At 64.6% G+C, this 26,589-nt stretch carries 25 protein-coding genes and 1 pseudogene; 18 read left to right on the top strand and 8 right to left on the bottom strand.

The window, feature by feature from the left end; all coding sequences use genetic code 11:
* The 11 genes from JaAD80_RS23705 to JaAD80_RS23655 form a co-directional block, all read left to right on the top strand.
* Positions 1-586: chemotaxis protein CheB (locus JaAD80_RS23705; protein ID WP_308410641.1), on the top strand; the 586-nt coding region annotated here is incomplete at its 5' end.
* Between the two features lie 106 nt (positions 587-692).
* Positions 693-1,820 carry a hybrid sensor histidine kinase/response regulator gene (locus JaAD80_RS23700; protein ID WP_102298158.1) on the top strand — a complete coding sequence of 376 codons (1,128 nt, stop codon included), beginning with the start codon at positions 693-695 and terminating at the stop codon, positions 1,818-1,820.
* Positions 1,821-1,830: 10 nt separating this feature from the next.
* Positions 1,831-5,190 carry a PAS domain S-box protein gene (locus tag JaAD80_RS23695; RefSeq protein WP_102298153.1) on the top strand — a complete coding sequence of 1,120 codons (3,360 nt, stop codon included), beginning with the start codon at positions 1,831-1,833 and terminating at the stop codon, positions 5,188-5,190.
* 46 nt (positions 5,191-5,236) lie between these two features.
* Entirely contained in the window at positions 5,237-5,635 is a 399-nt protein-coding gene (locus JaAD80_RS23690; RefSeq protein ID WP_102298151.1) for an MAPEG family protein, read from the top strand.
* 115 nt (positions 5,636-5,750) lie between these two features.
* Positions 5,751-7,457 carry an ATP-dependent DNA helicase RecQ gene (locus tag JaAD80_RS23685; RefSeq protein WP_102298148.1) on the top strand — a complete coding sequence of 569 codons (1,707 nt, stop codon included), beginning with the start codon at positions 5,751-5,753 and terminating at the stop codon, positions 7,455-7,457.
* Positions 7,458-7,541: 84 nt separating this feature from the next.
* A complete protein-coding gene (locus JaAD80_RS23680) occupies positions 7,542-8,579 on the top strand; it encodes a ligase-associated DNA damage response exonuclease (protein ID WP_102298147.1) in 1,038 nt (345 codons plus the stop codon).
* Positions 8,572-10,203 carry an ATP-dependent DNA ligase gene (locus JaAD80_RS23675; protein WP_102298144.1) on the top strand — a complete coding sequence of 544 codons (1,632 nt, stop codon included), beginning with the start codon at positions 8,572-8,574 and terminating at the stop codon, positions 10,201-10,203. The genes JaAD80_RS23680 and JaAD80_RS23675 overlap by 8 nt, the downstream gene beginning before the upstream one ends.
* A 10-nt stretch (positions 10,204-10,213) precedes the next feature.
* Positions 10,214-12,679 (top strand): ligase-associated DNA damage response DEXH box helicase, encoded by a 2,466-nt coding sequence (locus tag JaAD80_RS23670; RefSeq protein ID WP_102298143.1) that lies wholly within the window; start codon positions 10,214-10,216, stop codon positions 12,677-12,679.
* Positions 12,676-13,344, top strand: a complete 669-nt coding sequence (gene pdeM, locus JaAD80_RS23665; protein ID WP_102298140.1) for a ligase-associated DNA damage response endonuclease PdeM — start codon at positions 12,676-12,678, stop codon at positions 13,342-13,344. Before JaAD80_RS23670 ends, pdeM begins: the two co-directional genes overlap by 4 nt.
* 198 nt (positions 13,345-13,542) lie before the next feature.
* Entirely contained in the window at positions 13,543-13,911 is a 369-nt protein-coding gene (locus tag JaAD80_RS23660; protein WP_102298138.1) for a KGG domain-containing protein, read from the top strand.
* Positions 13,912-14,251: 340 nt separating this feature from the next.
* Positions 14,252-14,518, top strand: coding sequence for a hypothetical protein (locus tag JaAD80_RS23655; RefSeq protein ID WP_146012505.1), 267 nt, complete (start codon positions 14,252-14,254; stop codon positions 14,516-14,518).
* Positions 14,519-14,560: 42 nt separating this feature from the next.
* Here the strand turns inward: JaAD80_RS23655 and JaAD80_RS23650 are convergent, their stop codons facing one another.
* Together JaAD80_RS23650 and JaAD80_RS23645 are read right to left on the bottom strand one after the other, a co-directional pair.
* Entirely contained in the window at positions 14,561-15,232 is a 672-nt protein-coding gene (locus JaAD80_RS23650) for a DUF2239 family protein (RefSeq protein ID WP_102298133.1), read from the bottom strand.
* Between the two features lie 88 nt (positions 15,233-15,320).
* The gene (locus JaAD80_RS23645) at positions 15,321-15,818 is read right to left on the bottom strand and encodes a pyridoxamine 5'-phosphate oxidase family protein (RefSeq protein WP_102298131.1); all 498 of its coding nucleotides are present in this window, start codon (positions 15,816-15,818) and stop codon (positions 15,321-15,323) included.
* A gap of 308 nt (positions 15,819-16,126) precedes the next feature.
* Here JaAD80_RS23645 and JaAD80_RS23640 point away from each other — a divergent pair, with 308 nt between their 5' ends.
* From JaAD80_RS23640 to JaAD80_RS23615, 6 genes are all read left to right on the top strand, one after another.
* The gene (locus JaAD80_RS23640) at positions 16,127-16,780 is read left to right on the top strand and encodes a PepSY-associated TM helix domain-containing protein (protein ID WP_102298128.1); all 654 of its coding nucleotides are present in this window, start codon (positions 16,127-16,129) and stop codon (positions 16,778-16,780) included.
* Positions 16,781-16,813: 33 nt separating this feature from the next.
* Entirely contained in the window at positions 16,814-17,329 is a 516-nt protein-coding gene (locus tag JaAD80_RS23635) for a DUF2271 domain-containing protein (RefSeq protein ID WP_102298125.1), read from the top strand.
* 12 nt (positions 17,330-17,341) lie between these two features.
* Complete coding sequence (locus JaAD80_RS23630) at positions 17,342-18,166, top strand: DUF4198 domain-containing protein (protein WP_102298124.1); 825 nt, start codon at positions 17,342-17,344, stop codon at positions 18,164-18,166.
* Between the two features lie 28 nt (positions 18,167-18,194).
* Positions 18,195-19,223, top strand: a complete 1,029-nt coding sequence (locus tag JaAD80_RS23625) for an FAD:protein FMN transferase (protein WP_102298121.1) — start codon at positions 18,195-18,197, stop codon at positions 19,221-19,223.
* 13 nt (positions 19,224-19,236) lie between these two features.
* The gene (locus JaAD80_RS23620; RefSeq protein ID WP_102298118.1) at positions 19,237-20,610 is read left to right on the top strand and encodes a sulfite reductase subunit alpha; all 1,374 of its coding nucleotides are present in this window, start codon (positions 19,237-19,239) and stop codon (positions 20,608-20,610) included.
* 70 nt (positions 20,611-20,680) lie between these two features.
* Positions 20,681-21,232: a glutathione peroxidase gene (locus JaAD80_RS23615; protein WP_102298117.1), complete on the top strand. Its 552-nt coding sequence runs from the start codon at positions 20,681-20,683 to the stop codon at positions 21,230-21,232.
* A 96-nt stretch (positions 21,233-21,328) separates the two neighbouring features.
* On the opposite strand, the gene JaAD80_RS23610 is transcribed toward JaAD80_RS23615, so the two are convergent.
* From JaAD80_RS23610 to JaAD80_RS23585, 6 genes are all read right to left on the bottom strand, one after another.
* The gene (locus JaAD80_RS23610; protein WP_102298114.1) at positions 21,329-22,555 is read right to left on the bottom strand and encodes a DUF2325 domain-containing protein; all 1,227 of its coding nucleotides are present in this window, start codon (positions 22,553-22,555) and stop codon (positions 21,329-21,331) included.
* A 39-nt stretch (positions 22,556-22,594) separates the two neighbouring features.
* Positions 22,595-22,921: a hypothetical protein gene (locus JaAD80_RS23605; protein ID WP_102298113.1), complete on the bottom strand. Its 327-nt coding sequence runs from the start codon at positions 22,919-22,921 to the stop codon at positions 22,595-22,597.
* An 86-nt stretch (positions 22,922-23,007) separates the two neighbouring features.
* Positions 23,008-23,205, bottom strand: coding sequence for a hemin uptake protein HemP (hemP, locus tag JaAD80_RS23600; RefSeq protein WP_102298110.1), 198 nt, complete (start codon positions 23,203-23,205; stop codon positions 23,008-23,010).
* Between the two features lie 297 nt (positions 23,206-23,502).
* Positions 23,503-24,309: a Crp/Fnr family transcriptional regulator gene (locus JaAD80_RS23595; RefSeq protein ID WP_102298156.1), complete on the bottom strand. Its 807-nt coding sequence runs from the start codon at positions 24,307-24,309 to the stop codon at positions 23,503-23,505.
* 348 nt (positions 24,310-24,657) lie between these two features.
* Positions 24,658-25,302 carry a response regulator transcription factor gene (locus JaAD80_RS23590; RefSeq protein ID WP_034750556.1) on the bottom strand — a complete coding sequence of 215 codons (645 nt, stop codon included), beginning with the start codon at positions 25,300-25,302 and terminating at the stop codon, positions 24,658-24,660.
* A 144-nt stretch (positions 25,303-25,446) separates the two neighbouring features.
* Positions 25,447-25,914 (bottom strand): universal stress protein, encoded by a 468-nt coding sequence (locus tag JaAD80_RS23585; RefSeq protein ID WP_102298108.1) that lies wholly within the window; start codon positions 25,912-25,914, stop codon positions 25,447-25,449.
* A 469-nt stretch (positions 25,915-26,383) separates the two neighbouring features.
* On the opposite strand from JaAD80_RS23585, the pseudogene JaAD80_RS23580 reads away from it, so the two are divergent.
* Positions 26,384-26,589 (top strand): annotated as a pseudogene (locus JaAD80_RS23580) (protein phosphatase CheZ); the annotation flags it as partial.

Below are 26,589 nucleotides of genomic sequence, written 5' to 3'. Positions count from 1 at the left end.
GCCGCCGCCCGCCGGCCTGCGCCTGATCGCCATTGGCGCTTCCGCCGGCGGCGTCGAGGCGCTGGGCATTTTGCTGCGCGCCTTGCCCGCCACCTGCCGCGCGGCCGTGGTGGTGGTGCTGCACCTGGCGCCGGGACGCTCCAGCCAGTTGCCGCAGCTGTATGCGGAGCGCTGCCTGCTGCCCTTGCGCGAAGCGCAGGACAAGGAACCGCTGCTGGGCGGTACCGTGTACTTCGCGCCGCCCGACTATCACCTGCAGATCGAGCCCGATGCCAGCTTTTCCCTGTCGCAGGAAGCGCCCGTGTATTTTTCGCGCCCGTCGATCGATGTGCTGCTGGAAACGGCGGCCCTGGCCTACCGGCGCGCCATGCTGGCCATCATCCTGACGGGCGCGTCGGCCGATGGCGCGGCAGGCCTGGCGCGCGTGCGGCAGCTGGGCGGCAGCGCCTGGGTGCAGCAGCCGCAGGGCGCCAGTTGTGGCATCATGCCGGCCGCTGCCCTGCGTCGGGCCGGCGCCGACCGCGTGCTGGACTTGCCGCGCATGGCTGCCAGCCTGGCCTTGCTCGATGGCGGACAGGACAAGTGAATGGAGAGCTGACAGTGCGTGTAATATATGCAAAGACTGAAACAATAATAATTACTATACAGAAACACGATGGCATTTTGCCGTTGCAATGCCTGAAGATGACTCCGTGACCGCACCTATCCATATTCTCGTCGTTGACGATATCGCGCAAAACCTGGTCGCCGCCGAAGCCGTGCTGGCGCGTCCCGGGATTGTCATCCTCAAGGCGTCCTCGGGCGCCGAAGCGCTGGAGCTGCTGCTGACGCATGACGTCGCACTGGCCCTGATCGACGTGCAAATGCCGCAGATGGACGGTTTCGAGCTGGCCGAGCTGATACGCGGCAGCGAACGCACGCGCAGCATTCCCCTGATTTTCCTCACGGCCGCGTCGCGCGAACCGAGCTACAGTTTCCGTGGCTACGAGGCGGGCGCCGTCGACTTCCTGTACAAGCCCATCGACGTGAAAGCCCTGCAAAGCAAGGTGGCCGTGCTGGTGCAGCTGTACCGGCAGAAGCGCGAATTGTCGGCCCAGCTCGATGAACTCAAGCATGCGCTGCACCTCAACGAATTGTTTACGGCCGTGCTGGGCCACGACTTGCGCACGCCGCTGTCGGTGGTGATGAATGGCGCCATGCTGTTGCCGATGATGAGCGACCACCCGAAGGTGATCGTCACGGCGCAGCGCATCGAAAGCAGCGCCAAGCGCATGGCGCGCATGGTCGACCAGCTGCTGGACCTGGCGCGCATCCGCTCGGGCACGATGGAATTGCGCAGCAGCATGCACGACTACCTGGCGCTGGCGCGCGCCATCGTCGATGAGTTCGAGACGGCGGGCCAGGCCACGCCTGTCGAGGTCAGCAGCGTGGGCGAGTTGCACGGCCAGTGCGACGCAGGCTTGCTGTCGCAAGTCATTTCCAATCTGCTGTCGAATGCCATCACGCATGGCGAACCAGGTGCGCCCGTGCAACTGGCACTCGATGGCCGTTCGGCCGACTGCATCGAGTTGCGCGTCGTCAATCGCGGCCTCATTCCCTCCGCCTTGCTGCCGACCCTGTTCGAACCGTTCCAGCAGGCGGGCGAGAAGCGCAAGACGGGCCAGGGACTGGGGCTGGGTTTGTACACGGTGAATATGTTCGTCAAGGCCCACGGCGGTACGGTCGAGCTTACTTCCACGCAAACGCAGGGCACGGTGGCGACGGTGCGCATTCCGCGCCAGTGCCAGGTGTGCGTGCAAGCCGATGCGGTGGCAACATGAGGGCCGCCACATGAGCGCTTCTGCCTGGCCGCGCGGCGGCGGCATCATGGGCGAACTGGTGCGCCAGCGCGACTGGTCGGCCAGCAGCCTTGGCGCGCGCGAGGACTGGCCCGCCAGCTTGCGCACCAGCGTCGATATCGTGCTCAACTCGCCGATGGCGATGGTGCTGATGTGGGGTTCGCAGCACGTCATGATCTATAACGACGACTACATCAAGGTGGCTGGCGAACGCCATCCGGCGGCGCTGGGCGGCACGGTGCCGGAAATCTGGCCCGAAATCTGGGACTGGAATGCGCGCATCCTGGAAGTCGGCCTGCGCGGCGAGACGCAGGTGCACCGCGAATGCTGTTTGCCGCTGTTGCGCGATGGCACGCCGACCGATGTCTGTTTCGACCTGTTTTATACGCCCGTGCATGGCGAGGATGGCCAGGTCCATGGCGTGCTGTGCACGGCGGTCGAACTGACGGCGCGCATGGAAGAGGGACGCCAGCTGAAGCTGGCCACGGCCGCCCTGGGCGACCTGAATGCCAGCTTGCTGGCGGAGAGCGCCGCCGTGCGCGCGGCCAACCGGCGCCTCGGCGAAGAGCGTGCGCTGCTGCGCGCCCTGTTCCAGCAGGCGCCCAGCTTCATGGCCATGCTGCGCGGGCCGCAGCATGTGTTCGAGCTGGCGAATGAACATTATCTGCGCCTGGTGGGCCGTTCCGAGACGGACATGCTGGGCAAGACGGTCGAGGTGGCCTTGCCTGAAGTCAAGGCGCAAGGCTTCATCGATCTGCTCGACCAGGTGTACCGCACGGGCGTGCCGTACGAGGGCCGCCAGGTGAAGGTCGACCTGCAGACGGCGGGCGGGCAGACGGGCCAGCGGCATATCGACTTCGTGTACCAGCCCATCAAGGACGACGATGGCGCCGTCAGCGGCATCCTTGTCGAAGGCATCGACGTCACCGAGCGCATGGAAGGCGAAGAGCGCGTGCGCCTGGCCCAGCAGGCGGGCGGCATCGGTACCTTTGAATGGTTCCCGGAGACGGGCGCGATGGTGGTGTCGCCCACCTTCCGCCGCCAGTGGGGCATCGCCGATGGCGAGGAAATCACGCAGCAGCTGCTGGTGGGCCTGGTCGATGCGCGCGACCAGCAGAAGGTCGGTCCCAGCAAGTTGGCGCTGGGACAGAATCCCCTCGAGTATGTGGAGTACCGCGTGCGCCGTCCCGTCGATGGCGAGGTGCGCTGGATCGCGCGCCAGGGCGAGGTGCTCGATGGCCGGGTGCCGGGGCAGCGCCGCTATGTGGGCGTGTCGTTCGACGTCACGGAACGGCGCCAGATCGAGGAAGAACTGATGGCCAGCCAGGAACGCATGGCGGCCATCTTTGGCCAGGCTTCGGTCGGCTTGTCGGAACTGGGTCTCGATGGCCGTTTCCAGCGCGTCAACGGCGCCCTGTGCCGCATGCTGGGGCGTTCCGCCGAGGAATTGCTCAGCCTAAACATGAACGACATCATGCATCCTGATGATGTGCCGGGCAACACCGTGCTGTTCCAGCGCCTGGTGGAAACGGGCGAGTCGTTTTCGCTGGAAAAACGCTACCTGAAGCCCGACGGCACGCAAGTGTGGGTGTCGAGCAGCGTCAGCCGGCTGGTGGACGAGCAGGGCCACACGCGTTCCCTGATCGCTGTCAAGACGGACATCACGGACCGGCGTCGCGTGGAAAAAGCGCTGCACGAATTGAACGAAACCCTGGAGCACCGGGTCGAACAGGAAGTAAGCGAGCGCACCAAGGCGGAAGACGCCTTGCGCCAGGCGCAAAAGATGGAAGCCGTGGGCCAGTTGACGGGCGGTATCGCGCACGATTTCAATAATGTGCTGCAAATTATTTCCGGCAATTTGCATTTGCTGCAGCACCTGGCCGGTACGGATGGCCTCATGCGCCAGCGCCTGGACACGGCGATTGCCGCCGTCGAGCGCGGTGCCAAGCTGTCGTCGCATTTGCTGGCGTTTGCCCGGCGCCAGCCCTTGAAGCCGGTGGTGGCCGACTTGACGCGCGTGGTGCGCAATATGGATGCGCTGTTGCGGCGCGCTTTGGGCGAAGCCATCGATATCGTGCTCGTCGGTGGCGGCGGACTGTGGAACACCCTGGTCGACCGCAGCCAGATCGAGAACGTCATCCTCAACCTGGCCATCAATGCGCGCGACGCCATGGATGGCGCGGGCAAGCTGACCATCGAACTGGGCAACGTCGTGCTCGATGAACAGTATGTGCACAACCTGGTCGACGTGCCGGCCGGCCAGTACGTGATGCTGTCCGTGACGGACACCGGCCACGGCATGAGCGGCCCGGTGCTGCAGCGGGCCTTCGAGCCTTTCTTTACCACCAAGCCGGAAGGGGCGGGCACGGGCCTGGGCCTGTCGATGGCATATGGTTTCGTCACGCAAAGCCGCGGCCATATTCGCATCTACAGTGAACCGGGCGTCGGCACGGGAGTCAAAATCTATTTGCCCCGCTCCCTGATGGCCGAAGCGGACGAAGAGGTGGAATTGAGCGGCGTCGTCACGGGCGGCACGGAAACCGTGCTGGTGGTGGAAGACGATGTGGGCGTACGCACCACGGTGGTCGACATGCTGGGGGCGCTCGGCTATACGGTGCTCAAGGCCGAGGATGGCGAAAGCGCGCTGGCCGTGCTGCACAGCGGTGCGCAGATCGATTTGCTGTTTACGGACGTGATCATGCCCGGTCCCGTCAGCAGCACGGAAATGGCGCGCCAGGCACGCGAGCTGCAGCCCGATATCGCCGTGCTGTTTACCTCGGGCTATGCGCAGGATGTCATCGTGCATGAAGGGCGGCTGGATGCGGGCGTGGAATTGCTCAGCAAACCGTACCGGCGCGAAGAGCTGGCGCGCAAGCTGCGCCATGTGCTGGCCAACCGCCAGCAGCAATTGCGCGCGCGCCAGTTCGAGGCGGCCAGTGCGCTCGGTGGCGGCACGCCAGGGCTGGACTTGACGGGCCATGCACCGGAACCGCAGGGGGACATGCCGACATCCATGAAAATACTCGTGGTGGAAGACAACCTCGATTCGCAGCTGATGGTGTGCGAGCTGGTGGGCATGCTCGGGCACACGGTGAGCGGCGTGTCCGATGGCGAATCCGCGTGGCAATTGCTAAGCGAGCAAGACTTCGATATCCTGTTTACGGATGTGAGCCTGCCTGGCATGTCCGGCATCGCGCTGGCGCGCATGGTGTTGCGCGACAAACCGGGCATGCGCATCATCTTTTCCACCGGCTATGGCAAGGAATCGATGGATGAACTGGGCTTTTCCGCCAGTGTCTTGCGCAAACCGTATGACTTGCTGGAGCTGCAAGCGGCACTCGACCAATCCTGACGGCAAGCGCAGTCACGGCTTGCCTGTCCCACACAGAGGCAAACTCATGACTCCTGAACTGACCATGCTAGGCTGCACCCTGGTGCTGGCGCTGGTGCAAATCCTGCTGCCGGCCCTGTTCCGCACGCGCGAAACGGGCACGGCCTACAATGTGAGCGCGCGCGACGGCGATGGCCCGCCCGTGGGCAAGATCACGGGCCGCTTGCAGCGGGCCCAGGCCAACCTGTTTGAAACCCTGCCCCTGTTCGCTGCGGCCGTGCTGATCGCCCACGTCACGGCGCAGGAAAGCGCGCTGACCCTGTACGGCGCCGCCCTGTACCTGGCCGCGCGCGTGCTCTACCTGCCCCTGTACGCATTTGGCGTGCCCGTCGTGCGCACGCTGGTCTGGTGCGTGTCGATTGCCGGCCTGCTGATGATATTCTGGGCCATCCTCCTGCCTTCCTGAAGTCCTACGCGGGCTGTAGCAGCCGTCCTATGGCGGCGCGCCAGGCCCGGCCGTAAAGTAGCTGCATCCTGGCGCAAGGGCGCCGGCATGCAGTATTACTTTCGGGACAGCCAAGATGAACGATGCAGCGCAGCCATCCGATAAACTGAGCCAGTCCGGCAGGCAAGTCCGGCGCCTGCTGCGTTCGGTATTTGGCGTCACGCGCTTGCGCGCGGGCCAGCAGGAAGTCATCGACAGCGTGCTGGCCGGGCGCGACACCCTGGCCGTCATGCCCACCGGCAGCGGCAAGTCGCTGTGCTACCAGCTGCCCGCCGCGCTTTTGCCCGGCGCCACCCTGGTGATATCGCCGCTGATTTCACTGATGAAAGACCAGCTGGAAAAGCTGCACGCGCTGGGCATCACGGCCGTGCAACTGAACAGCAGCCTGTCGCGCGCCGAGGAAGACGAGGCCCTGGCCAGCATCGCGCGCGGTGGAAAAATCATCATTTTTTGCACGCCGGAAAGGCTGGCGATGCCGGAGTTCCTGGCGCTGCTGTCCCAGGCGCCGCCCGTGCTGGCCGTCATCGACGAAGCCCATTGCATCTCGCAGTGGGGCCATGATTTCCGTCCCGCCTACCTGGAAATCGCCGCCGCCCTGCGCGCGCTGGGGCGCCCGCCCGTGCTGGCCTTGACGGCCACGGCCACCGAGGAAGTGACAGCCGACATCCGCGCCCAGCTCGACGCGACAAAGTTGCATGTGGTTAATACGGGCATTTACCGCGCCAATTTGCGCTACCGCGTGATCCAGGTCACCAATGCAGGCGAGCAACAGGATGAAGTCCTGCGCCTGCTGCGCGAAACGCCGGGCGTGGGCATCGTCTACGCGGCCACCGTCAAGGCCGTCACGGCATTGACCGAGCGGCTGGAAGCGCTGGGCGAAAGTGTCACTTGCTACCACGGCAAGCTGGCGGCGCGCGAGCGCCAGCACAACCAGGAACTGTTCATGGGCGGCGAGCGCCGCGTGATGGTGGCCACCAACGCCTTCGGCATGGGCATCGACAAGCCCGACACGCGTTTCGTGATCCATCTGCAGGTGCCGGCCAACCTGGAAGCGTACTACCAGGAATCGGGCCGTGCCGGGCGCGACGGCTTGCCGGCCGACTGCACCTTGCTGTACTTCCAGGAAGACAAGCGGGTGCAGCAGTTCTTTCTCGCCAAGCACTATCCCACGGCCGAGGAACTGGCCGCGATCGTTGCCGCCGCACGGGCGCTGCCGGCCACTTTCCGCGCCGATGCGCTACTGGCGGCCTTACCCGAGTTTTCCGACGGGCATTTGAAAGTGTGCCTGAAGCTATTGAAGGACGGCAAGCTGCTGCGCCAGGACCGCAAGCTGGGCTACAGCCTGAAGCCCGCATCGGCCACATCGCCCGCGTATGCGCAGCTGGCGCAGATCTATGTCGACAAGCAGGAGCGCGACAAGCAGGCGCTGGAGCAAATGGTGGCGTACGCGCAAAGTGGGCTGTGCCGCTGGAAACTGCTGCTCGATTATTTCGGCGATGCCGGTGATTTCGGGCGTTGCTGCACTTGCGACAATTGCCTGTCGCCGCCGGCGCTGGCCATGCCCATGGCCCTGGATGATGTGCCCCTGCCCCTGCCCCTGCCGCAGCTGCCGGCCGAGCCGCCCGTCGTGCCGCCCGCTGAGCAGATCGCCGTCGGCAGCCGCGTGCGCGTGCCCCGCTACCAGATCGGCACCGTGCTGTCCGTGGCGGGCGACCAGGTGACGATTGCCTTTCCCGAAAACACCACGCGGGTCTTCATGGCGGAGTTCGTCGCCCCCGCCTAATGTCCCAATGTGCGCTTTCGAACAGTGATTTGACGCAAGAGCGCTAGAATCAGCCCATCCAAGGCGGCTTTAACGGAGCGGGGCATGGCGGACATGGTGGTGGTGCGCAAGGAAGGGCTGTATTGTGTGCCGGGTCAGTTTTACATCGACCCGTGGCGCCCGGTCGAGCGCGCCATCATCACGCATGCGCACGCCGACCACGCGCGCGTGGGACACGGGCATTATTTGTGCGCCGCCAGCGGCGTGCAAGTGCTGCGCGCGCGGCTCGGTCCCGTCTCCATCCAGGGCCTCGCCTATGGCGAATGCATCGACCACCACGGCGTGCGCGTGTCCCTGCATCCGGCCGGCCACGTGCTGGGTTCGGCCCAAGTGCGCATGGAAGTCGGCGGCGAAGTGTGGGTGGCGTCCGGCGACTACAAGCTGCAGCCCGACCCCACCTGCGTGCCGTTCGAGCCCGTGCGCTGCCATACCTTCATCACGGAATCGACGTTCGGCCTGCCCATTTACCGCTGGCAGGCGCCGCAGGAAATCAATGACGAGATCAACCAATGGTGGCGCAGGAATGCGGCCGAGGGGCGCACCAGCGTGCTGTTCTGCTATGCCTTCGGCAAGGCGCAGCGCATCCTGGCCGGACTCGACCCTGCCATCGGCCCCATCATTTGCCATGGCGCGGCGCAGGCCTTGACGCAGGTCTACCGCGAGTCCGGCGTGGCCTTGCCCGCCACCGTCATGGTGGGCGACGTGACGGACAAGGCGGCCCTGAAGACGGCCATGGTAATCGCGCCGCCGTCGGCAGCCGGCTCGCCATGGATGAAACGCTTCGGCGACTACAGCGATGCGTTCGCCAGCGGCTGGATGCTGCTGCGCGGCGCGCGCCGGCGGCGCGGCGTGGACCGGGGGTTCGTGCTGTCCGACCATGCCGACTGGCCCGGCCTGATGCAAGCCATCACGGCCACGCAGGCCGAACGGATCATCGTCACGCACGGATCGATTCCCGTGATGGTGCGCTGGCTGCGGCAGAACGGCTGGCAGGCGGGCGGCTTCGAGACGGAATATGGCGACGACGAGGCCGAAGACGGTGCGCCCGGCGCATCTGTACCGGAGGAAGCGCCCCATGCGTGAATTTGCCCGGCTGTACGCGGAACTCGACGAGACCACCTCCACCAGCCGAAAGCTGGCGGCGCTGCAAGCGTATTTCCGCCGCGCCGCGCCGCACGATGCGGCCTGGGCTGTGTATTTCCTGGCGGGCGGCAAGCCGCGCCAGGCCGTGCCTACCAAATTGCTGCGCGAACTGGCGACCGAACGCGCGGGCCTCGATGCCTGGCTGTTCGACGAGGCCTATCACGCCGTCGGCGACCTGGCGGAAACCATCGCCCTGATCCTGCCCGCGCCGGCCAGGCGCAGCGACATCGGCCTGGCCGAGTGGATCGAGCAGCGCATCGCCCCCCTGCGCGGCGCGGCGCCCGAGACCATCCGCGCCAGCTTGCTGGCGTACTGGGACGAGCTGGAAACGCGCGAACGCTTCCTGCTGGTCAAACTGATCGGCGGCGGCTTTCGCGTGGGCGTGTCGAAACTGCTGGTGACGCGCGCGCTGGCCTGCATCGCCGCCATCGACAGCAAGCTGGTGGCGCAGCGCCTGATGGGCTGGACCGATGGCAAGGTCAGCCCCACGGGCGCGGGTTTTCTAAAGCTCATCGGTGCGGAGTCGGACGGCGAACACGCGTTGCGCGGCGGCCAGCCTTACCCCTTTTTCCTGGCGCACCCCTTGTCGGCGGGGCCGGAAACCCTGGGCGACATCGGTGCCTGGCTGGTCGAGTGGAAATATGACGGCATGCGTGCCCAGCTGCTGCGGCGCGACGGCGCCAGCTGGCTGTGGTCGCGCGGCGAAGAGCTGATCACGGAGCGCTTTCCCGAGCTGGCGCAGTTGCCCTTGCCGGAAGGTATCGTGCTCGATGGCGAAATCCTCATCTGGCAGCCCGGTGACGTGCCATGCGCTTTTGCCGACCTGCAAAAGCGCATGGGCCGCAAGACGCTCTCATCCAAGCTGCTGGCCGAGCTGCCTGCCGTGCTGGTGGCCTACGATATTCTGGAAATGGATGGCGTGGATATCCGCCACTTGCCGCAGGCCGAGCGGCGCGCGCTGCTCGAAAGCGTGGTGGCGCAAGTGGCTGCGCCGGCGCTGCGCCTGTCGCCGCGCATCGACGCGCCAAGCTGGGACGCGCTGGCGGCCATCCGCGCGGAATCGCGCGCGCGCGGCGTGGAGGGCATGATGCTCAAGGCCATGTCTGCCGCCTACGGCGTGGGCCGTACCAAGGACGTGGGCACCTGGTGGAAATGGAAGATCGATCCGTATTCCGTTGATGCCGTGCTGATCTATGCCCAGGCGGGCCACGGCCGGCGCGCCTCGCTGTACACGGACTATACCTTCGCCGTCTGGGATGATGGAGGGGAGGGGGAACGCAAGCTGGTGCCCTTCGCCAAGGCGTATTCGGGCCTGACGGATGTGGAAATCGGCCAGGTCGATGCCGCCATCCGCAAGACCACCATAGAAAAATTCGGTCCCGTGCGCAGCGTCAGGCCGAGCATGGTGTTCGAGATCGGCTTCGAAGGCATCGCCGCCTCCAGCCGCCACAAGGCAGGCATCGCCGTGCGCTTCCCCCGCATCCTGCGCCGGCGCGAAGACAAGGCCATCGGCGACGCCGACACCCTGGCCACCTTGCAAGCCATGCTGGCCGGTGCCGCATGAAAGACGGCCGATGAGCAAAAGCACGCTGGCGCAGCGCATCGACGCCTGGTTCCTCGCACGGGCCTGGAAGGTGTTTCCATTTCAGCGCGGCGTCTGGCGCGCCGCCGCGCAAGGCCAGTCCGGCCTGCTGCATGCGAGCACGGGATCAGGTAAAACCTATGCCGTGTGGTTCGGCGCCTTGCTGCGCGCGGAGCGGCAGAAAAGCAAGGCACGCAAGCTGGGTCTGCGCGTGCTGTGGATCACGCCCATGCGCGCGCTGGCGGCCGATACGGTGCGCGCGCTGCAAGCGTCTGGCGCGGAACTGGCGCCCGGCTGGCGCATCGAAGCGCGCACGGGCGACACCAGCGCGGCGCAGCGGGCGCGGCAGGCGAAGGCCTGGCCCGAGGTGCTGGTGACCACGCCGGAAAGCCTGTCGTTGATGCTCAGCCAGGCGGACGCGTATGAACGCTTCAGCTTGCTGGAAACGGTGATCGTCGACGAGTGGCACGAATTGATGGGCAGCAAGCGCGGCGTGCAGGTGCAACTGGCGCTGGCCCGCTTGCGTCGCTGGAACGACGGCGTGATGACGTGGGGCCTGTCGGCCACCCTGGGCAATCTGCGCCAGGCCCAGGACGTGCTGCTGGGCGAGGGCAACGCTGGCGTGCTGGTCGAAGGCAAGGTCAAAAAACGCATCCTCGTCGACAGCCTGATCCCCGTCAATCCCACGCGCTTTCCCTGGGGCGGCCATTTGGGCATCCAGATGCTGCAGCCCTTGATCGCCGAGATCGAGGGCAGCGCCACCACCCTGGTATTTACCAATACGCGCTCGCAGGCGGAGCTGTGGTACCAGCATTTGCTCGATGCGCGGCCCGACTGGGCGGGGTTGATTGCCCTGCACCACGGCTCGCTCGACCGCGAAGTGCGCGAGTGGGTCGAGCAGCACCTCAAGACTGGCGAGCTGAAAGCCGTCGTGTGCACGTCCAGCCTGGACCTGGGCGTGGATTTTTTGCCTGTCGAACGGGTGCTGCAGGTGGGCAGCGCGAAAGGCATCGCGCGCCTGGTGCAGCGGGCCGGGCGCAGCGGCCATGCGCCGGGACGCATTTCGCGCGTGACCCTGGTGCCCACCAACAGCCTGGAATTGCTGGAAGCGGCCGGCGCCCGCGCGGCCCTGGCGCAAGGCCACCTGGAGGCGCGCCCCGTGCCAGACAAGCCGCTTGACGTGCTGGTGCAGCACCTGGTGACGATCGCGCTGGGCGGCGGTTTCCGGTCGCCGGACCTGTATGCGGAAGTGCGCATGGCGTGGTCGTACCGTCAGCTGACACTGGACGAGTGGCAATGGGCGCTCGATTTCGTCGCGCGCGGCGGGCAGAGCCTGACCGTGTATCCGGAATACCGCAGAGTGCTGCCCGCTGACGATGGCGTGTACCGCGTGCCGGACGCGGCCCTGGCGCGGCGCCACCGCATGAGCATTGGCACCATCGTCTCTGAAGCGGCGATCCAGGTCAAGTTCATGGGGGGCGCGCGCATCGGCAGCATCGAGGAATCGTTCATCGCGCGCCTGAAGCAGGGCGACCATTTCCTGTTTGGCGGACGCATTCTCGAGTTCGTGCGCGTGCACGAGATGACGGCATATGTGCGGCGCGCAACAGGCAGCCGTGGCGCCGTGCCGCGCTGGCAGGGCGGCAAGATGCCCCTGTCGTCGGAACTGGCGCATGCCGTGCTGGACCAGCTGCAGCTGGCACAGGAAGGCCAGGCCAGCGGCCCCGAGATGCGCGCGCTGGCACCCCTGCTGGCCATCCAGGCGCGCTGGTCCGCCTTGCCCACCCGCACGATCCTGCTGGTGGAAACGCTATCCAGCCGGGAAGGACGGCACCTGTTCGTGTATCCGTTTGCCGGCAGGTCGGTGCATCTGGGCCTGGCGTCCCTGCTGGCCTACCGCATCGCCCGCGTGCAGCCGGCCACCTTGTCCATCGCCGTCAACGACTACGGCTTTGAATTGCTGGGCGCCGGCGAGCTTGACTATGCACCGCTGTTTGCCGCCGCCACGGGCGCGGGGCTGGACCTGTTCAGCACGGAGAATTTACTGGAAGACGTGCTGGCCAGCCTGAACGCGACGGAACTGTCGCAGCGGCGTTTCCGTGAAATCGCCCGCATCGCCGGCCTCGTGTTCCAGGGCTATCCGGGCCAGCCGAAAAGCGCGCGCCAGCTGCAGGCGTCGTCCTCGCTGTTTTTCGAAGTGTTCCGCAAGCACGATGTGGCCAACTTGCTGCTGAGCCAGGCGCAGCGCGAGGTGCTGGAGCAGGAACTGGAACTGACGCGCCTGCGCGACACCTTGCGCGAGCTGCAGGGACGCGGTATTTCCCTGCAGCCGTTGGAACGGGCTTCGCCATTTGCCTTCGGCCTGATGGTCGAGCGCTTCCGCGAACAGCTGACGACGGAAAAACTGTCGGACCGGGTGGCGCGCCTGGTGAGTGCGCTGGAAAAGGCGGCCGCATGAGCGAAGGGCGCCAGGCATATTGCGAGGTGGAACTGGCCGGCGAGCGGCTGTGGCTGCTGGCGGACAAGGCCGTGTATTGGCCGGCGCGCAAGATGCTCATCATCGCCGACATCCATTTCGGCAAGGCGGCGGCTTTTCGCGCGCTGGGCGTGCCCGTGCCGCGCGGCACGACCACGCAAAACCTGCTGGCGCTTGATGCCTTGCTGGCCACGTATGCCTGCGATGCAATCATCTTTCTCGGCGACTTCCTGCACGCGCGCGCCGCACATGCGGCCGCCACCGTGGCGGCCATGCTGGCCTGGCGCGCGCGCCACCCGCACCTGCTGCTGACGGTGGTGCGCGGCAACCACGATGCGCACGCTGGCGATCCGGCGGCGGCGCTGGACATGCGCATGGCCGACGAGCCGCATCAGGTAGGCACGCTGGCGTTCTGCCATCATCCGGACACGCCCGCTGCCGGCTATGTGCTGGCCGGCCACGTGCATCCCGTCTTCCACCTGCGTGCCGCCAGGGGCGGCCTGCGCCTGCCGTGTTTCCTGCTGGGACCAGGGCGTGCCATCCTGCCATCGTTTGGCGCATTCACGGGCGGCCATGCGGTGCAGCCGGCCGTCGATGAGCGCGTGTATGTGACGGCGGACGCGGCGATTTTCGCCATCCCCCGCTAACTGCCGAGTGTCTGGTACTTTTGGTATCAAGTAATTTATAACCGTGCCACCACGGGCGGGACTCATCCTACATCAGGGCTTGCCATCCTCCTATTTCTCGTAGCCCAAGCACGCACTAAGATGACGACTCCCCTGCCATGCGCGGGGAAGAAAGCATGGTTTGCACTGTTTCTGATTCTATCGATCAAGGAGATCATCATGGCCACATCGAGCGACAACAAACAGCAAGGTAGTAAAACCAGTAGCGCCAGCAGCAGCGGCGGCAACAAGCAAAGCGATACCAGCAAGCGCGGTTTCGCTTCCATGGATCCGGCACAGCAGCGTGAAATCGCCAGCGAAGGGGGGCGTGCGGCGCACGAAAAAGGCACGGCCCATGAATTCACGTCCGAAGAAGCGCGCCGCGCAGGCAGCCAAAGCCACAAGAACGACGGCAACCGGCAAAGCGCCGCCAGTTCCGGCGGTACACGCGACAATGCCAGCATGAACCAGGATGGCGGCCGCGACAGTGGCAACAAGCAAAGCGGCGGCTCCGGTTCCGGCTCCGGTACGGGGTCGCGCAACAAGTAGTGCAGGTACTTGAAGGGTAGCGGGTAGCAAAGGCCATGGCTGGCGGGGCAGGTGCGCCGCTGGCCATGGTCAGATGTCCGCAGTGGCCGCAAAATTTTGATGCAATGCAGCAGCCATGGACTATGATGAAATGGCTGGGCGGGCGTTCAGCTGCAGCCTGCATCGGTGCAACTGCCACGCAAGCCGCGGGCAACCAGTGCGCAACTTGCACGCAACCAGCACGCAACCAGCACGCAACCAGCACGCAACTTGCATGCAATTTGCACGCAATCTGTACCAGGCGGCACGCCACCGGCGTGCATGCCATACGCATAGTCACTCAACAATCAGGGAGAAGATGATGGGCAACTCCACCACGCCACAGCCAGGCAATAGCCAGGGCGGCGCGCCATCGACGGCGGGCAGCAAACAGAGCACGGCCGAGTCGGCCGAGAGCTTCGTGCTGGTCGATAGCGAGCAAGGGCTCGATATCGGCGATGATCTGTTTTCCATCGGCGAAGTGCGGCGTGCCGACCGCTTGCCGCATCATCAGCACGGTGGCGCCGCCGGCCAGAACCGGCAGAGCGCCGACGATGCGCCCGACACCACGGGCAGCACGGGCGTCTGACGGCCTGGCGCCGTGTAGCTGACGGCTGCTTGCGAGGCAGGGCTACGCTGATTCCTGCTCGCTGCCGGGCCATCCCTGTTCAGCCAGCTGCAAGACGTGGGTCCGCACGTCGGCTGGCCATTCCTCCACGCATGCCAGAAAGGCCGCTTGCCGCCCGGCGAACAGGGCGCGGCTGGCTTCCTCGAAACCTGCTTCATCGCCAGCCAGCGCGCGCATGAATTTGTATGCCGCTTCGCGCGCCTGACGCTGTGCGTCCGCCGCCTTGTTGTCGCGCTGCGCGTGCTCCACCAGCTTGCGCAAGGCCACGGAAGCGCCGCCCGGCTGCGTGGCCAGCCACTCCCAGTGCCGCGGCAGCAAGGTGATTTCACGCGCCACCACGCCCAGTTTCGGCCGGCCCGCCGTACGGGCAGCTGGCGGTGCGGCAACGGCTGGCGCAGCCACTGGCGCGGTAGCCGATACCGCCGGCGCTTGCGCCGCCATGGCTGGCGCCGCGCGTGGCCGGGGCAGGCGCTGCAGCACGTCTGCCAGGCTGCCGTGCAGGTTCAGGTCCACCTGGCTGCCGGTGGCGTCGTCGAAAATCAGGATTTGTGCGTCGGGATCGCGCGTGACCAGCGCTTTCAGCGTGTGTGCAAGCGCGTGCAAGGTGCCGGCCGCCACCTTCTGTTGGCCGGCGAAGGCCGTGAGCTGCGCTGCTGCGGGGGTGTCGGTGTGCATGCGTGCCTCCATGGGAATGCAGGCAATTTTACCCGGGTAAAATGGAAAGTCAACAAACAAGATACCCGGATAAAGTCATCCGCCCCTGCTACAGGTCGACCCGGCCGTGCTCGCCCACATCCTTCGGTGGCTCGCCCGTGATGGCCGCCTTGGCCATTTCATAGAATTGCATCATCTTGCTGGCACCGCTGTCCCAGTATTCGGCGGACTGGATGGTGACCTTGATCAGCGACAGCTTCGGATCGTCGAGTCCGCCCGGGAACCAGGCTTTTACCAGCGGGTTCCACAGTTCTTCCGCCTTGGCGCGGTCTTTCAGCAACTGCGCGTGGCCGCAGACCGAGACATACAGGCTGTCGCCCGTATCGACAAAGCTGACATTGACTTGCGGATTGTTCGGCAGATCGCGCGTGTAGGCGGCGTCGTCCGACACGAAGAACCAGATCTGCCCCTCGTTGTCCACCTGCTGCTGCGTCAGTGGCCGGCTGGTCAGGGTGCGCATGTCGTCGCTGGTGGTGAGCATGCCAAATTTCACGCTCTTGATCTTGGCCGCGATGCCGGCCAGTTGTTCGCTGGAATACTGTTGCATGGTGTGCTCCCTTGGTGATTGTCCTGAACAACAGCATAGGCGGTCGCCGACAGCCGCTCTGTACGGCAGCTTACCTAGCAGCCCATTCTTGCCAGGCCATGCAGGCGCGTGGCATGTTTCAGAGTTGTTACAAAACGCTGGCCTGGCGGGGCCTCCCATGTATTGACTTAATAAATGATAATCATTATCATTTGTTTGAAACTATCGGAAACTATCGGAAACTATCGGCATGGACTTTGATTGAAGGATGGGAATGAAGCACACTGACTTGTCGCGCCACCTGGCGTGCTCCTTGCCGGGAGCGGTCCATGGCTAACGCGGGCGCCGCAGACAAGGCCAAGAACAATGCCAGCCGTGCCGTCTGGCTAAAGAATTTGCACCAGTGGCACTGGATCAGTTCGGCGCTTTGCCTGCTGGGCATGTTCCTGTTTGCCATTACCGGCATCACCCTGAACCATGCTGGCCAGATCGAAGCCAAGCCGGCGATCACGCGCCAGAAGGCGGAATTGCCGGCGCCCCTCGTCACGCAACTGGCCGCCTATGCCGCCAAGCATGATGGCGCCAACGCGCCCATGCCGGCCGCCGCCGAAGCCTGGCTCAAGCAGCAATGGTCGCTGAATGCGGGCGGCCGTCCCGCCGAATGGAGCATCGACGAGGTGTACTTGCCGCTGCCCAAGGCGGGCGGTGATGCCTGGGTGCGCATCGGCCTGGAAGACGGCGCCGCCGAATATGAATTGACGGACCGGGGCTGGGTGTCCTGGCTCAACGATGTCCACAAGGGCCGCAACACGGGCGTGGCCTGGAGCTGGTTCATCGATATTTTTGCCGCTGCCTGCATTGTCTTTTGCCTCACCGGCTTGCTGATTTTGAAGTTCCATGCGGCCAACCGGCCATTTACCTGGCCGATGGTTGGCCTCGGTATCCTGATACCTTGCGCGATCGCCTTGCTGTTTATTCACTGATCGTTTTTATTCTCATTTTTTTACAGGCACACCATGAAATTACGCTACACCCTGGCGCTTGGCCTTCCCCTGATCGGTACGTCGGCGATGGCGGCCGATCTGTCCCTCAAGATTGAACTGCCGCAACTGAACGTGGCGGAATATCACCGTCCCTACGTGGCGGCGTGGCTGGAAACGGCGGACCAGAAGGTCGTGGGCAACCTGGCTGTGCTGTATGACGTGAAAAAGAAGGACAAGGCCGGTGAGAAATGGCTGAAGGACATGCGCCAATGGTGGCGCAAGAGCGGCCGCGACCTGGCCATGCCGGTTGACGGCGTCAGCGGCGCCACGCGCGCGCCGGGCGAACATACCCTGACTTTCCCTGGCGCCAAGGCCTTGCTCGACAAGCTGCCGCCAGGCGAATACCAGGTCGTCGTGGAAGCGGCGCGCGAAGCGGGTGGACGCGAACTGGTGCGCGTGCCGTTCCAGTGGCCGCTGAAATCGGCCCAGTCCGTGCCTGCCAAAGGCAAGGAAGAACTCGGTAATGTCGTCGTCCAACTCAAACCATAAGGCGCACCCATCATGTTCAAGCAATTCAACAAGACCCTGATCGTCCTGGCCCTGGCCGGCCTGTCCATGCACGCCCACGCCCACCGTGGCTGGATGGTGCCATCGAGCACGATGGTGGAAAGCAAGGACGCCTGGGTGACGGTGGACGCCGCCGTGTCCGACGGCCTGTTCGATATCGACCACCAGCCGCTGCGCCTGGATGCGCTGCAAGTGATCGGCCCCGACGGCGCCAAGGTCGCGCCCGCGAACACCATGACCGGCCGCCTGCGCAGCGTCTTCGACGTGAAAATGGAAAAGCCGGGCACCTACAAGGCCGCCATCGTGTCGCAAAACGTGATGGGCAGCTATAAGGTCAACGGCGAGCAGAAGCGCTTCCGCGGCAACGAGGAAAGCTTCAAGAAAGACGTTCCGGCCGACGCGCAAGACTTGAAAATCACGCGCACGGCAGCGCGCCTGGAAACCTTCTTCAGCAATGGCGAGACCAGCACGGAAGTGTTCAAGCCAACGGGCGTGGGCCTGGAATTCGTGCCTGTCACGCATCCGAACGACTTGCGCGCGGGCGAGAAAGCCACCTGGCGTTTCTTGATCGACGGCAAGCCGGCGGCAAACCAGGCCTTCAGCCTCGTGCCTGGTGGCGTGCGCTACCGTGGTGTGCTCGGTGAAATTCGCCAGAGCACCGATGCCAAGGGTGAAATCACGTTCACCGTGCCAGCGGCCGGCATGTATTACCTGAGCAGCACCTGGCCTGCGGCCGCTCCGGCCGTGGCCGGCCAGCCGCCAGCCATGCCTGAGCGCCGCATGACGTACGCGGCCACCGTGGAAGTGTTGCCGCAGTAAGCGGCAGCGTCTGCGAGCCACATTAGCGATGCGCCGGGTCCTGCTGCCCCAGCATATTTCCGATCAGGTCGCGCCGCCCGGCGCCGCGATCCGGGACCTGCGCGGCCTGTCCATGGGCACCAGCTGGTCGGTGCGCTTGCTGGAGGCCGCCATGCCGGGGCGTGCCGGCAGCGCCGACTTGCAGCAGGGCTTGCAGCAGCAGCTGGACCTGGTGGTGGCACAAATGAGCCACTGGAGCGAGGAGTCGGACCTGGGCCGCTTCAACCGGGCCGAGCCCGGTAGCTGGCACAGCCTGCCCGCCGCCTTTTGCGAGGTGCTGGGCTTTGCCATGCACGTGGCGCAAACGTCCGCTGGCGCCTATGATCCCTGCGCCGGCGCGTTGGTCAACCTGTGGGGCTTCGGCCCCCGCAACCGTTACGACCAGCCCGGCTTTCTTCCCCCTACAGATGATACCGTCGCCCTGCTGCTGTCGCAGCGCCAGCGCCGCCGCCTGGAGCTGGACTTGCCGGCCCGCCGCGCGCGCCAGCCCGGCGGCTTGCAGCTGGACCTGTCCGCCATCGCCAAGGGCTATGGCGTGGACCGCCTGGCCCGCTACCTGGAAAACCAGGGCATCGGACATTACCTGGTGGAAGTCGGAGGCGAGCTGCGCGGTGCCGGCAGCAAGCCCGACGGACAGCCTTGGTGGGTCATGCTGGAGCAGGTCGATGGCGCCGGAATGCATGAGCATCCGGCGGAAATGATGCTGGCGCTGCATGGCTTGTCGGTGGCGACGTCCGGCGACTACCGGCGTTTCTTTAACGATGGCACGGCGCGCTATTCGCACACCATCGACCCCCGCAGCGGCATGCCGATCGCCAATCAGCTCGCTTCCGTGACCGTCGTGCACGCCGAGTGCATGGCGGCCGACGCCTGGTCCACGGCCCTGACCGTGCTGGGCGTCGATGCAGGCATGGCGCTGGCCGAAGAACAGGGTCTGGCCGCGCGTTTCCTGCAGCGCGATGGCCACGGCTACCGCGAATTTCTGAGCAGCCAGATGCTGGCCATGCTCGACGAATGAATCGTTATTTCCCATGATTTTTACGCACGATACGACGCGGCTGGCCTTGCTGGCCGCCATGTCCCTCAGTTATGCCGGCGTGTGCCTGGCACCCTGGCTGCGCGCGCGCGGCAAGCGCCGCGCGGCCGATGCCGCCAAGGCAGCGCTGGCCGACAGCCGTCCCTGGCTGGTGGCCTATGCGAGCCAGACGGGCAATGCCGAAGAGCTGGCCACGCAAACGGCGCAGAGTTTGCAACTGGCCGGCATTGCCGTGCGCCTGTGCGCGCTGGCGGACGTGACGGCCGGCGATTTGCAGCAGGCCGAACGGGCCTTGCTGCTGGTCAGTACCTATGGCGAAGGCGATGCGCCCGACAATGCGGCCGCCTTCATGGGGCGCTGCATGACGCGCGCGGCGGGCGACATGGCGCTGCCGCAACTGCATTACGCCGTGCTGGCCCTGGGCGACCGCAGCTATGGCCAGTATTGCGGCTTTGGCCGCGCGCTTGACGCCTGGCTGGCGGGGCAGGGCGCGTCACGCCTGTTCGAACGCATTGAAGTCGACCGCAGCGCCAGTGCCGCCATCGAACAGTGGTTCCAGCACCTGAGCCACCTGGCCGGCACCAGCGACGCGCCCGACTGGAGCGCACCGGCGTTCGCCGACTGGCGTTTGACGCAGCGGCGCCTGTTGAATCCTGGTAGTGCCGGCGGCGCCATCTATCACGTGGAACTGGCGCCGCTGGCGGGCGACTTGCCGGACTGGCAGTCAGGCGACCTGGTGCAGGTGACGGCGCCCGTCGATCCTTCGCAGCCGCGCGAATACTCGATCGCCTCGATCCCGCACGATGGCGGCGTGCACTTGCTGGTGCGCCAGCATGCGCATCCCGATGGCAGCCTGGGCCTGGCCTCCGGCTGGCTCACGGCGCAGGCCGAAGTGGGCGACGTGGTGCAGCTGCGCTTGCGCCAGCACCGCCGTTTCCGCCTGGAAGACAATGCCCGGCGGCCCTTGATTTTGATCGGCAACGGCAGCGGCATCGCCGGCTTGCGCGGCCACCTGAAAAGCCGCGTGCTGGCGGGACAGCGGCGCAACTGGCTGATCTTTGGCGAACGCAACGCGGCCCACGATTATCACTATCGCGAAGAAATTGAACGCTGGCACGCCAGCGGCGACTTGCCGCGCCTGGACCTGGCTTTTTCGCGCGACCAGGCCGAGCGCACCTACGTGCAGGACCGCTTGCGCGGCAATGCCGACGAAGTCAGGTTGTGGCTGGAACAGGGCGCGGCCATCTACATCTGCGGCAGCCTGGCCGGCATGGCGGGCGGCGTCGACCAGGCCCTGCAGGAGCTGCTGGGGCGGCCCGCGCTCGATGCGCTGGCGGCCGAAGGGCGCTACCGCCGCGACGTGTATTGAGTTTTGGCGCAGCGCCAGCGCGTTCGCGCGCGGGCAGCTATGATGGATGTTTCATCCAAGGAGAGCCATCATGAGCGACAGTATCTACGACATTCCCTTGCGCCGCATCAATGGCGACCCCACCAGCCTGGACGCGTATCGCGGCAAGGTCGTGCTGGTGGTGAACGTCGCCTCCGCGTGCGGCCTCACGCCGCAGTACGAGGGACTGGAAAAACTCTACGCCGACAAGCAGGCCGAGGGCCTGGTGGTGGCCGGCTTCCCCGCCAATGAATTCGGCGCGCAGGAGCCGGGCAGCAACGCCGAGATCGCGGACTTTTGCCGCGGCACCTTTGGCGTGCAATTTCCCATGTTTGAAAAGATCGTCGTCAAGGGGCCGGGCCAGCATCCGCTGTACCAGCGCCTGGTCGCGCAGCAGCCGCAGGCGCAGGAAAAGCCGGACAGCGATTTCCGCGCCAAGCTGGCCGGCTACGGCATCAAGCAGGAGCAGCCCGGCGACGTGTTGTGGAATTTCGAGAAGTTCTTGATCAGCAAGGAGGGCAAGGTGGTGGGACGCTTCTCGCCCGATACCACCGTCGACGATGCCATTTTGCGCGACGCCATCGCGCGCGAACTGGCGGCGTAAGCGGGCCAATAGAGCTGGCCAATTAAGCGTGCCAATTAAGCCTGCCAATTAAGCGAACGGCATGGGCGGGCGGCGCTGGCGCCGCCGTGGCCTGTCTTACTCTGCCGTGTTCAGCACGGCCGGTTGCATTTCTCCGCTCACTTCCTGCAAGCCGCGCGCCAGGCTGGAAATGCTGGGATTGTCGATGAAGACGCAGCGCTTGCCCGTGCGCTTGCAATAATCCTTCACGCGCCAGTAGGCGCTGTGGCTGATGCAGCCGGTCTGGCAAATCACCAGGTCGGCCGCCGCCAGACTGGAATCGAGCAGGTTGGCATTGTCTTCCAGGCCGCCGTCGTGGTGGGCGAACTGGGCGCCGACCCGTTCGATCAGCGCGCGGTAGGTGGAGACATTGCCGCTGCGTCCGCCCACGCACAGCACGCTTTGGTCGACCAGGCGGATCGGCATTTTCAATTTGCCGCCGGTCGGCACTTCCAGCTTCGGTGCCGGTGGCGGCACGGCCGTTGCCGGGCGCGGCTGGGCTTGCTTCAATTCCGTGATCTGCTGGCGCAGTTCTTTCTCGCGCTCATCCATTTGCGCCAGGCGTTCGACCAGGCGCGTGCGCGATTCCAGCGCCGGGATGGCCGCCTGCAATTGCGCCAGTTCCGCGCGCAAGCCGTCGATGACGCTGTCCTTGCCGATCGATTCGGCCCGCGTGCGCAGCAGCACGGCTTCCTGACGCTCCAGGTCGCCCGTTTTTTCCAGCAGCATGGCCTGGCTGCGTTGTTGCAGCTTGGCCAGTTCGTGCGTCAGGCGCGCATTTTCTTCCTGCAAGGCCGTGAACTTGCCCATGTCGGCGCGCACGCACGCGCCCGCCTGGTGCTGGATCATGTGCAGGTCGCGGCACATCTGCTCTTCCAGTTCCGCGTCGCAGCGCGGGTGCGTCAGGCCGGCCCAGAAAGCGCCCGACACGTCGCCGTTGGCGACGGCCGTGCGCCACAGTTCGGCCACCTGTTGCGTGTTTTTGGCACTGCGAAAACGCAGGATGACGGGCGCATAACGGCGTTCGAGTTCCTTTTGCAGCGCTTCCGACAGGCGGTTGCGCACGCCGCATTCCGTCACCGCGCCCACGTGCACTTCGTAGTCGTCGGCCAGCACGCGGCCACCCGTCATCTTGCCCACCAGCTTGCGCAAATAGCCGAGCGGCAAGCCCACGCCAACCAGCGGGCAATGGCAGGTATGCGACAGTTCCCACAGGCGCCGGCGGCGCGAGGTGAGCGCGGCTGTATCGGCCTCGGCACTGGAACAATTGCTGATGACGGGCAGGGACTTGTCTTTGTCACACATGGCGATATCCTGTTAGGCGGTGGCGGTCGGGATGCGAAATTATTGCGGCAGGGGCGCGGCAGGGCGTTTGGCCTGCAGCAGGCGGGCCAGGCGTTCGCGCACGCTGGTCTTCGGCGGCGCGGGCCGGTGCAGGGCCACCAGCGCGGCCCATTGCTGCGACAACTGCTGGCAGGTCGCTTGCAGCACGGGGCCGAGGTCGGGCAAGTCGGACAGGACTTGCAGATGGCGTTCGATGACGCCGGCCAGTTTCGGGCAGGCGCTGTCGGCATGGTAATGCGACATCAGGTGCAGCACGGCCGACAGCATCAACTCAGGCTGTTGCCCGTTCAAGTTGGAAAACTTTGAAGAAGGTCGGTCGTTCGCCATCAAACGCTCCTGTGCGGTGGTTTGGCTGGCTGGCGCGCACGGCGGCACGACTGGCTGGCAGTGGGGTGGCTGGCTGCCGTGCGGCTTCAGGCAGTCAGGATCAGCTTGTTCAATTGCGTGACACGCAGGCGATAGATCTTGCCGCTGTGTTCAATCTCCACCTCGCGGCCCTGCTGCAGCAGCGCTTCGCTGGTGATGCGGCGCGCCGGCTGCGCCATGCTGACGGGAGGACGGACGTGGGCACTGGCGGCATCCTGGATCAAGGCTGGTTTTGAGCTTTGCATGTTGGGCTTTCTTTATCTCAGTTGAGAATGATTCGTATTTGCATTATTGTTGAATGTAGCCCGAAAAGCAAGGCTTATTTGTGCGGAATCCGCGCTTTTTTGGTGCGCCACGGCATGCGCGATTCTGGCGGCGTGGAAATGCGGCGCCAAGGCGGCGCGCAGGGGAGGGCGGCGGCAAAAAAAGACCCGGCGAAGCGTTGTGCGCCTCGGCCGGGTCAAGCCTGTGCCAAGCTTGAAGGAAGGGAACGTGCGGCTAAGTCAGCCGCAATAAATTCACCCACATTTCTTGAAAATGACTTAGATAGTGGCCAGCAATTGCGCCGAAGCTTCGCTGGCGGCGGCCGTATCGGCCTTCAGCTTGGCGGCGGCCAGTTGCTTGGCGCGCGAGCGCGATGGCGGCAGCCGGCGCAGGGTTTTCAGCGCATCCGGATCCTTGATGCCGATGGTGCGCTGGTCTACCGTGATCAGGCCGATTTCATTGAAGGCGGACAGGGTGCGGCTGACCGTTTCCAGGGTCAGGCCCAGGTAGCTGCCGATTTCGTGGCGTGTCATGCGCAGGTTGAACAGCTTGCTGGAATAACCCATCTGTCCGAAACGCTCGGCCAGCGAGACGAGGAAGCGGGCCACGCGCGCTTCAGCGCTGAGGGCGCCCAGCATGCCGATCATGGCTTGCTCGCGCACCAGTTCGCGGCTCATCACGCCATACATCACATTTTCCAGTTCCAGGTGCACCCTGCCCAGCGCCGTCAGCTTCTTGAAGGGCAGCAGGATCAGGTCGCAGTCGGACAGGGCCACTGCTTCGGACGAGTAATGGCGCGAATGGATGCCGTCGACGCCCAGCATGTCGCCCTTCATGGGAAAGCTCAGCACTTGCTCATTGCCGAATTCATCGATGAGCACGGTTTTCAGGAAGCCCGAATTGACGATATACAGGGTGTCGAAGGGCTGGCCGATGGTATGCACGCGCTGGCCGGTCTTGAATTGCACATGCTGGAACAGCAGCTCGTCGGCGGCGATGGCGCAGGCGCTGGAGATATGCAGCAGGTCGCATACTTCCTTCAGGTTCGACCACAGCCGTCCTTGGCGCTGGCGTCCCGCTTCCATCGAAGGCGACGGGATTTGCGATGGCGTGGCGGGGCGGTTTTCAGGCGTTTGCGTGGACAGCATGTTCATCTCCTGGTGACAGGTAGTTCAGAGTTGAATGACGGGATGCGCGAGGGCTGCGGGCACGCTAGCAGGCTATCGGCGGCGCTCAGTCCTGGCAGGTAATGCTCAATTCGCTGAAGACTTGCTGTGTGATGAAGTAACTTCCCAGCAACTTGATAACTGGTTTCAGTATGCCAACAACCGTATGGAATTCATATCAGCAGTGGCTGAATATGGCAGTAGGAGCTGCGGTAGGTGGAGTAGGATTGTTCCTACAGTTGGCGCGTGGGGCACGCGCCGGCGGGTTCAGGTCTTGAAGGGGGAAAGCAGGCGGTGGGCAACGGCGTATTGCACCATTTCCGAAAGCGAACTCATGCCCATCTTTTGCATGATGCGCGTCTTGTGCGTGCTGACGGTTTTCACGCTCAGGTGCAGGTTGTTGGCGATTTCCGTGATCGACTTGCCGGCCACCAGCAGGGAAAAGACTTCGAATTCGCGGTCCGACAGCTGCTTGTGCAGCAGGCTCTCGTTCGGCATCATGATGTTGAGCACCAGCTGCTCGGCCACTTCGGCGCTGATGTAGGGGCGTCCCGACGCCACCTTGTGGATGGCGCCCACCAGCTGCGTGCCCGCGCTTTCCTTGGTCAGATAGCCTTGCGCGCCGGCACGGATGGCGCGCACCGCATATTGCTCTTCCTCGTGCATGGTGAGGATCAGGATGGCCAGCTTGGGCGCTTCGCTGCGGATTTGCCGGATCAGGTCGACGCCGCTGCGGCCCGGCATCGACAGGTCGAGCAGCAGCAGGTCGAAACCGCCCTGGCGTACATGGTTGAGCACTTCAAAGCCGTCGATGGCCTCGCCGACGATATCGATGTCCGGCGCGCCGTCGAGTATGCGCTTCAAGCCCTCGCGCATGATGGTGTGGTCGTCGGCAATCACAATACGTATCATAGGCGGGCAATCTGCAGGGCGGCCGTTGCCGGAGACCCCAATGTTAAGAAACGAGTAAGCTTGTCATATTAACTGAAAACGGCCGTCGATTTGCCTTTTTCTTAACAGTTGCCCCTTGTTGGCACCCTGTCGCCATCTGACACGCTATTGCGGCGCGGGTTCCTTGATCAGCCTGTGCACCAGCACGGGCAATTTCGAATGCGACAGCACTTTATTGGTCACGCTGCCCAGCAGCAGCTGGCCCCAGCCGCTGCGGCCATGCGAGCCCATGAAGATCAGGTCGCACTGCTGCAGCTGCGCCACTTCCACGATCTTCAGGGCCGGGCTGTCGGAAAACGCCGTCAGGCCCGTCGCTTCCAGGCCCCGCTTGGCGGCCGCGTCCAGGATCGGCTGCCAGTGGTCGGCGCCCGCCTTGCGCATGGCGATGCGGTATTCCTCTTCGCTGGGATAGCTGGGCGGAATGATTTCGATGTAGACGGGGTACTGGTATTCGGGCGCCACGTACACGGCCAGGATGTCGGCGTGCATCTGCTCGGCAAAGGCAACACCGGCACAGGCCGTCAAATTGGAGACGGCCGACCCGTCCGTGGCGATCAGAATTTTCTTATACATGGCAGCTCCTTCATCGGTGGATCGGCACGCGCAACGCCCCTTATTGTAGACGTGGCGACAGCATTGTATTCATGTAAAGACTTGATAATTATCAACACTCCTGCACCTTCAGTATAGACAACATTGGCAGAAAGACCGTGTTTTTGCCGCACAATACAATGCGGCGGCGCCGTTGCAAGGACTCCACGCGCGCAGGATTTCTTGCGCGAAGCGTGGCCTTGCCTGCAGGCCAATGGTAGTATTTCAAAATACAACAGTAGGAACACTTATTTCCTGGTGGAAAAGCTCTTGCAAGCCCGCTTTGCACCAGGAAGCGCGTTTTGAGATTTACCAACAGGGCGGCGCCCTGCTACACTCGCACCATCGCAGCGGTATTGCCTCAAATCATCTTAATCGAGAAATTGCGGGTATCAGTCTGTAAAACGCACAGTTCAGGCGGAATTTTGACAAATTATGGAGAAGCAGGGATATGACCAACGCCGCTGACGATTTCGATGCATTATTCGATGAAGTATCCGCGCAAAGCGCGGCCGCAGCCAAGCCGGCGCCTGTCGCCGCGCCCGCTCCCGCCGTGATCGCGGATGACGATTTTGACGCGCTGTTCGATTCCGTATCGGCCAGCGCCGCCGTGCCTGCACCGGCACCCGCCGCCGCACCCGCCGCCCCGGAAGCGGC

Origin of the sequence: Janthinobacterium sp. AD80, assembly GCF_002878455.1 — a bacterium.
Taxonomy (GTDB): Bacteria; Pseudomonadota; Gammaproteobacteria; order Burkholderiales; family Burkholderiaceae_D; genus Janthinobacterium.
This window is presented reverse-complemented; position numbering and strand designations above follow the sequence as displayed.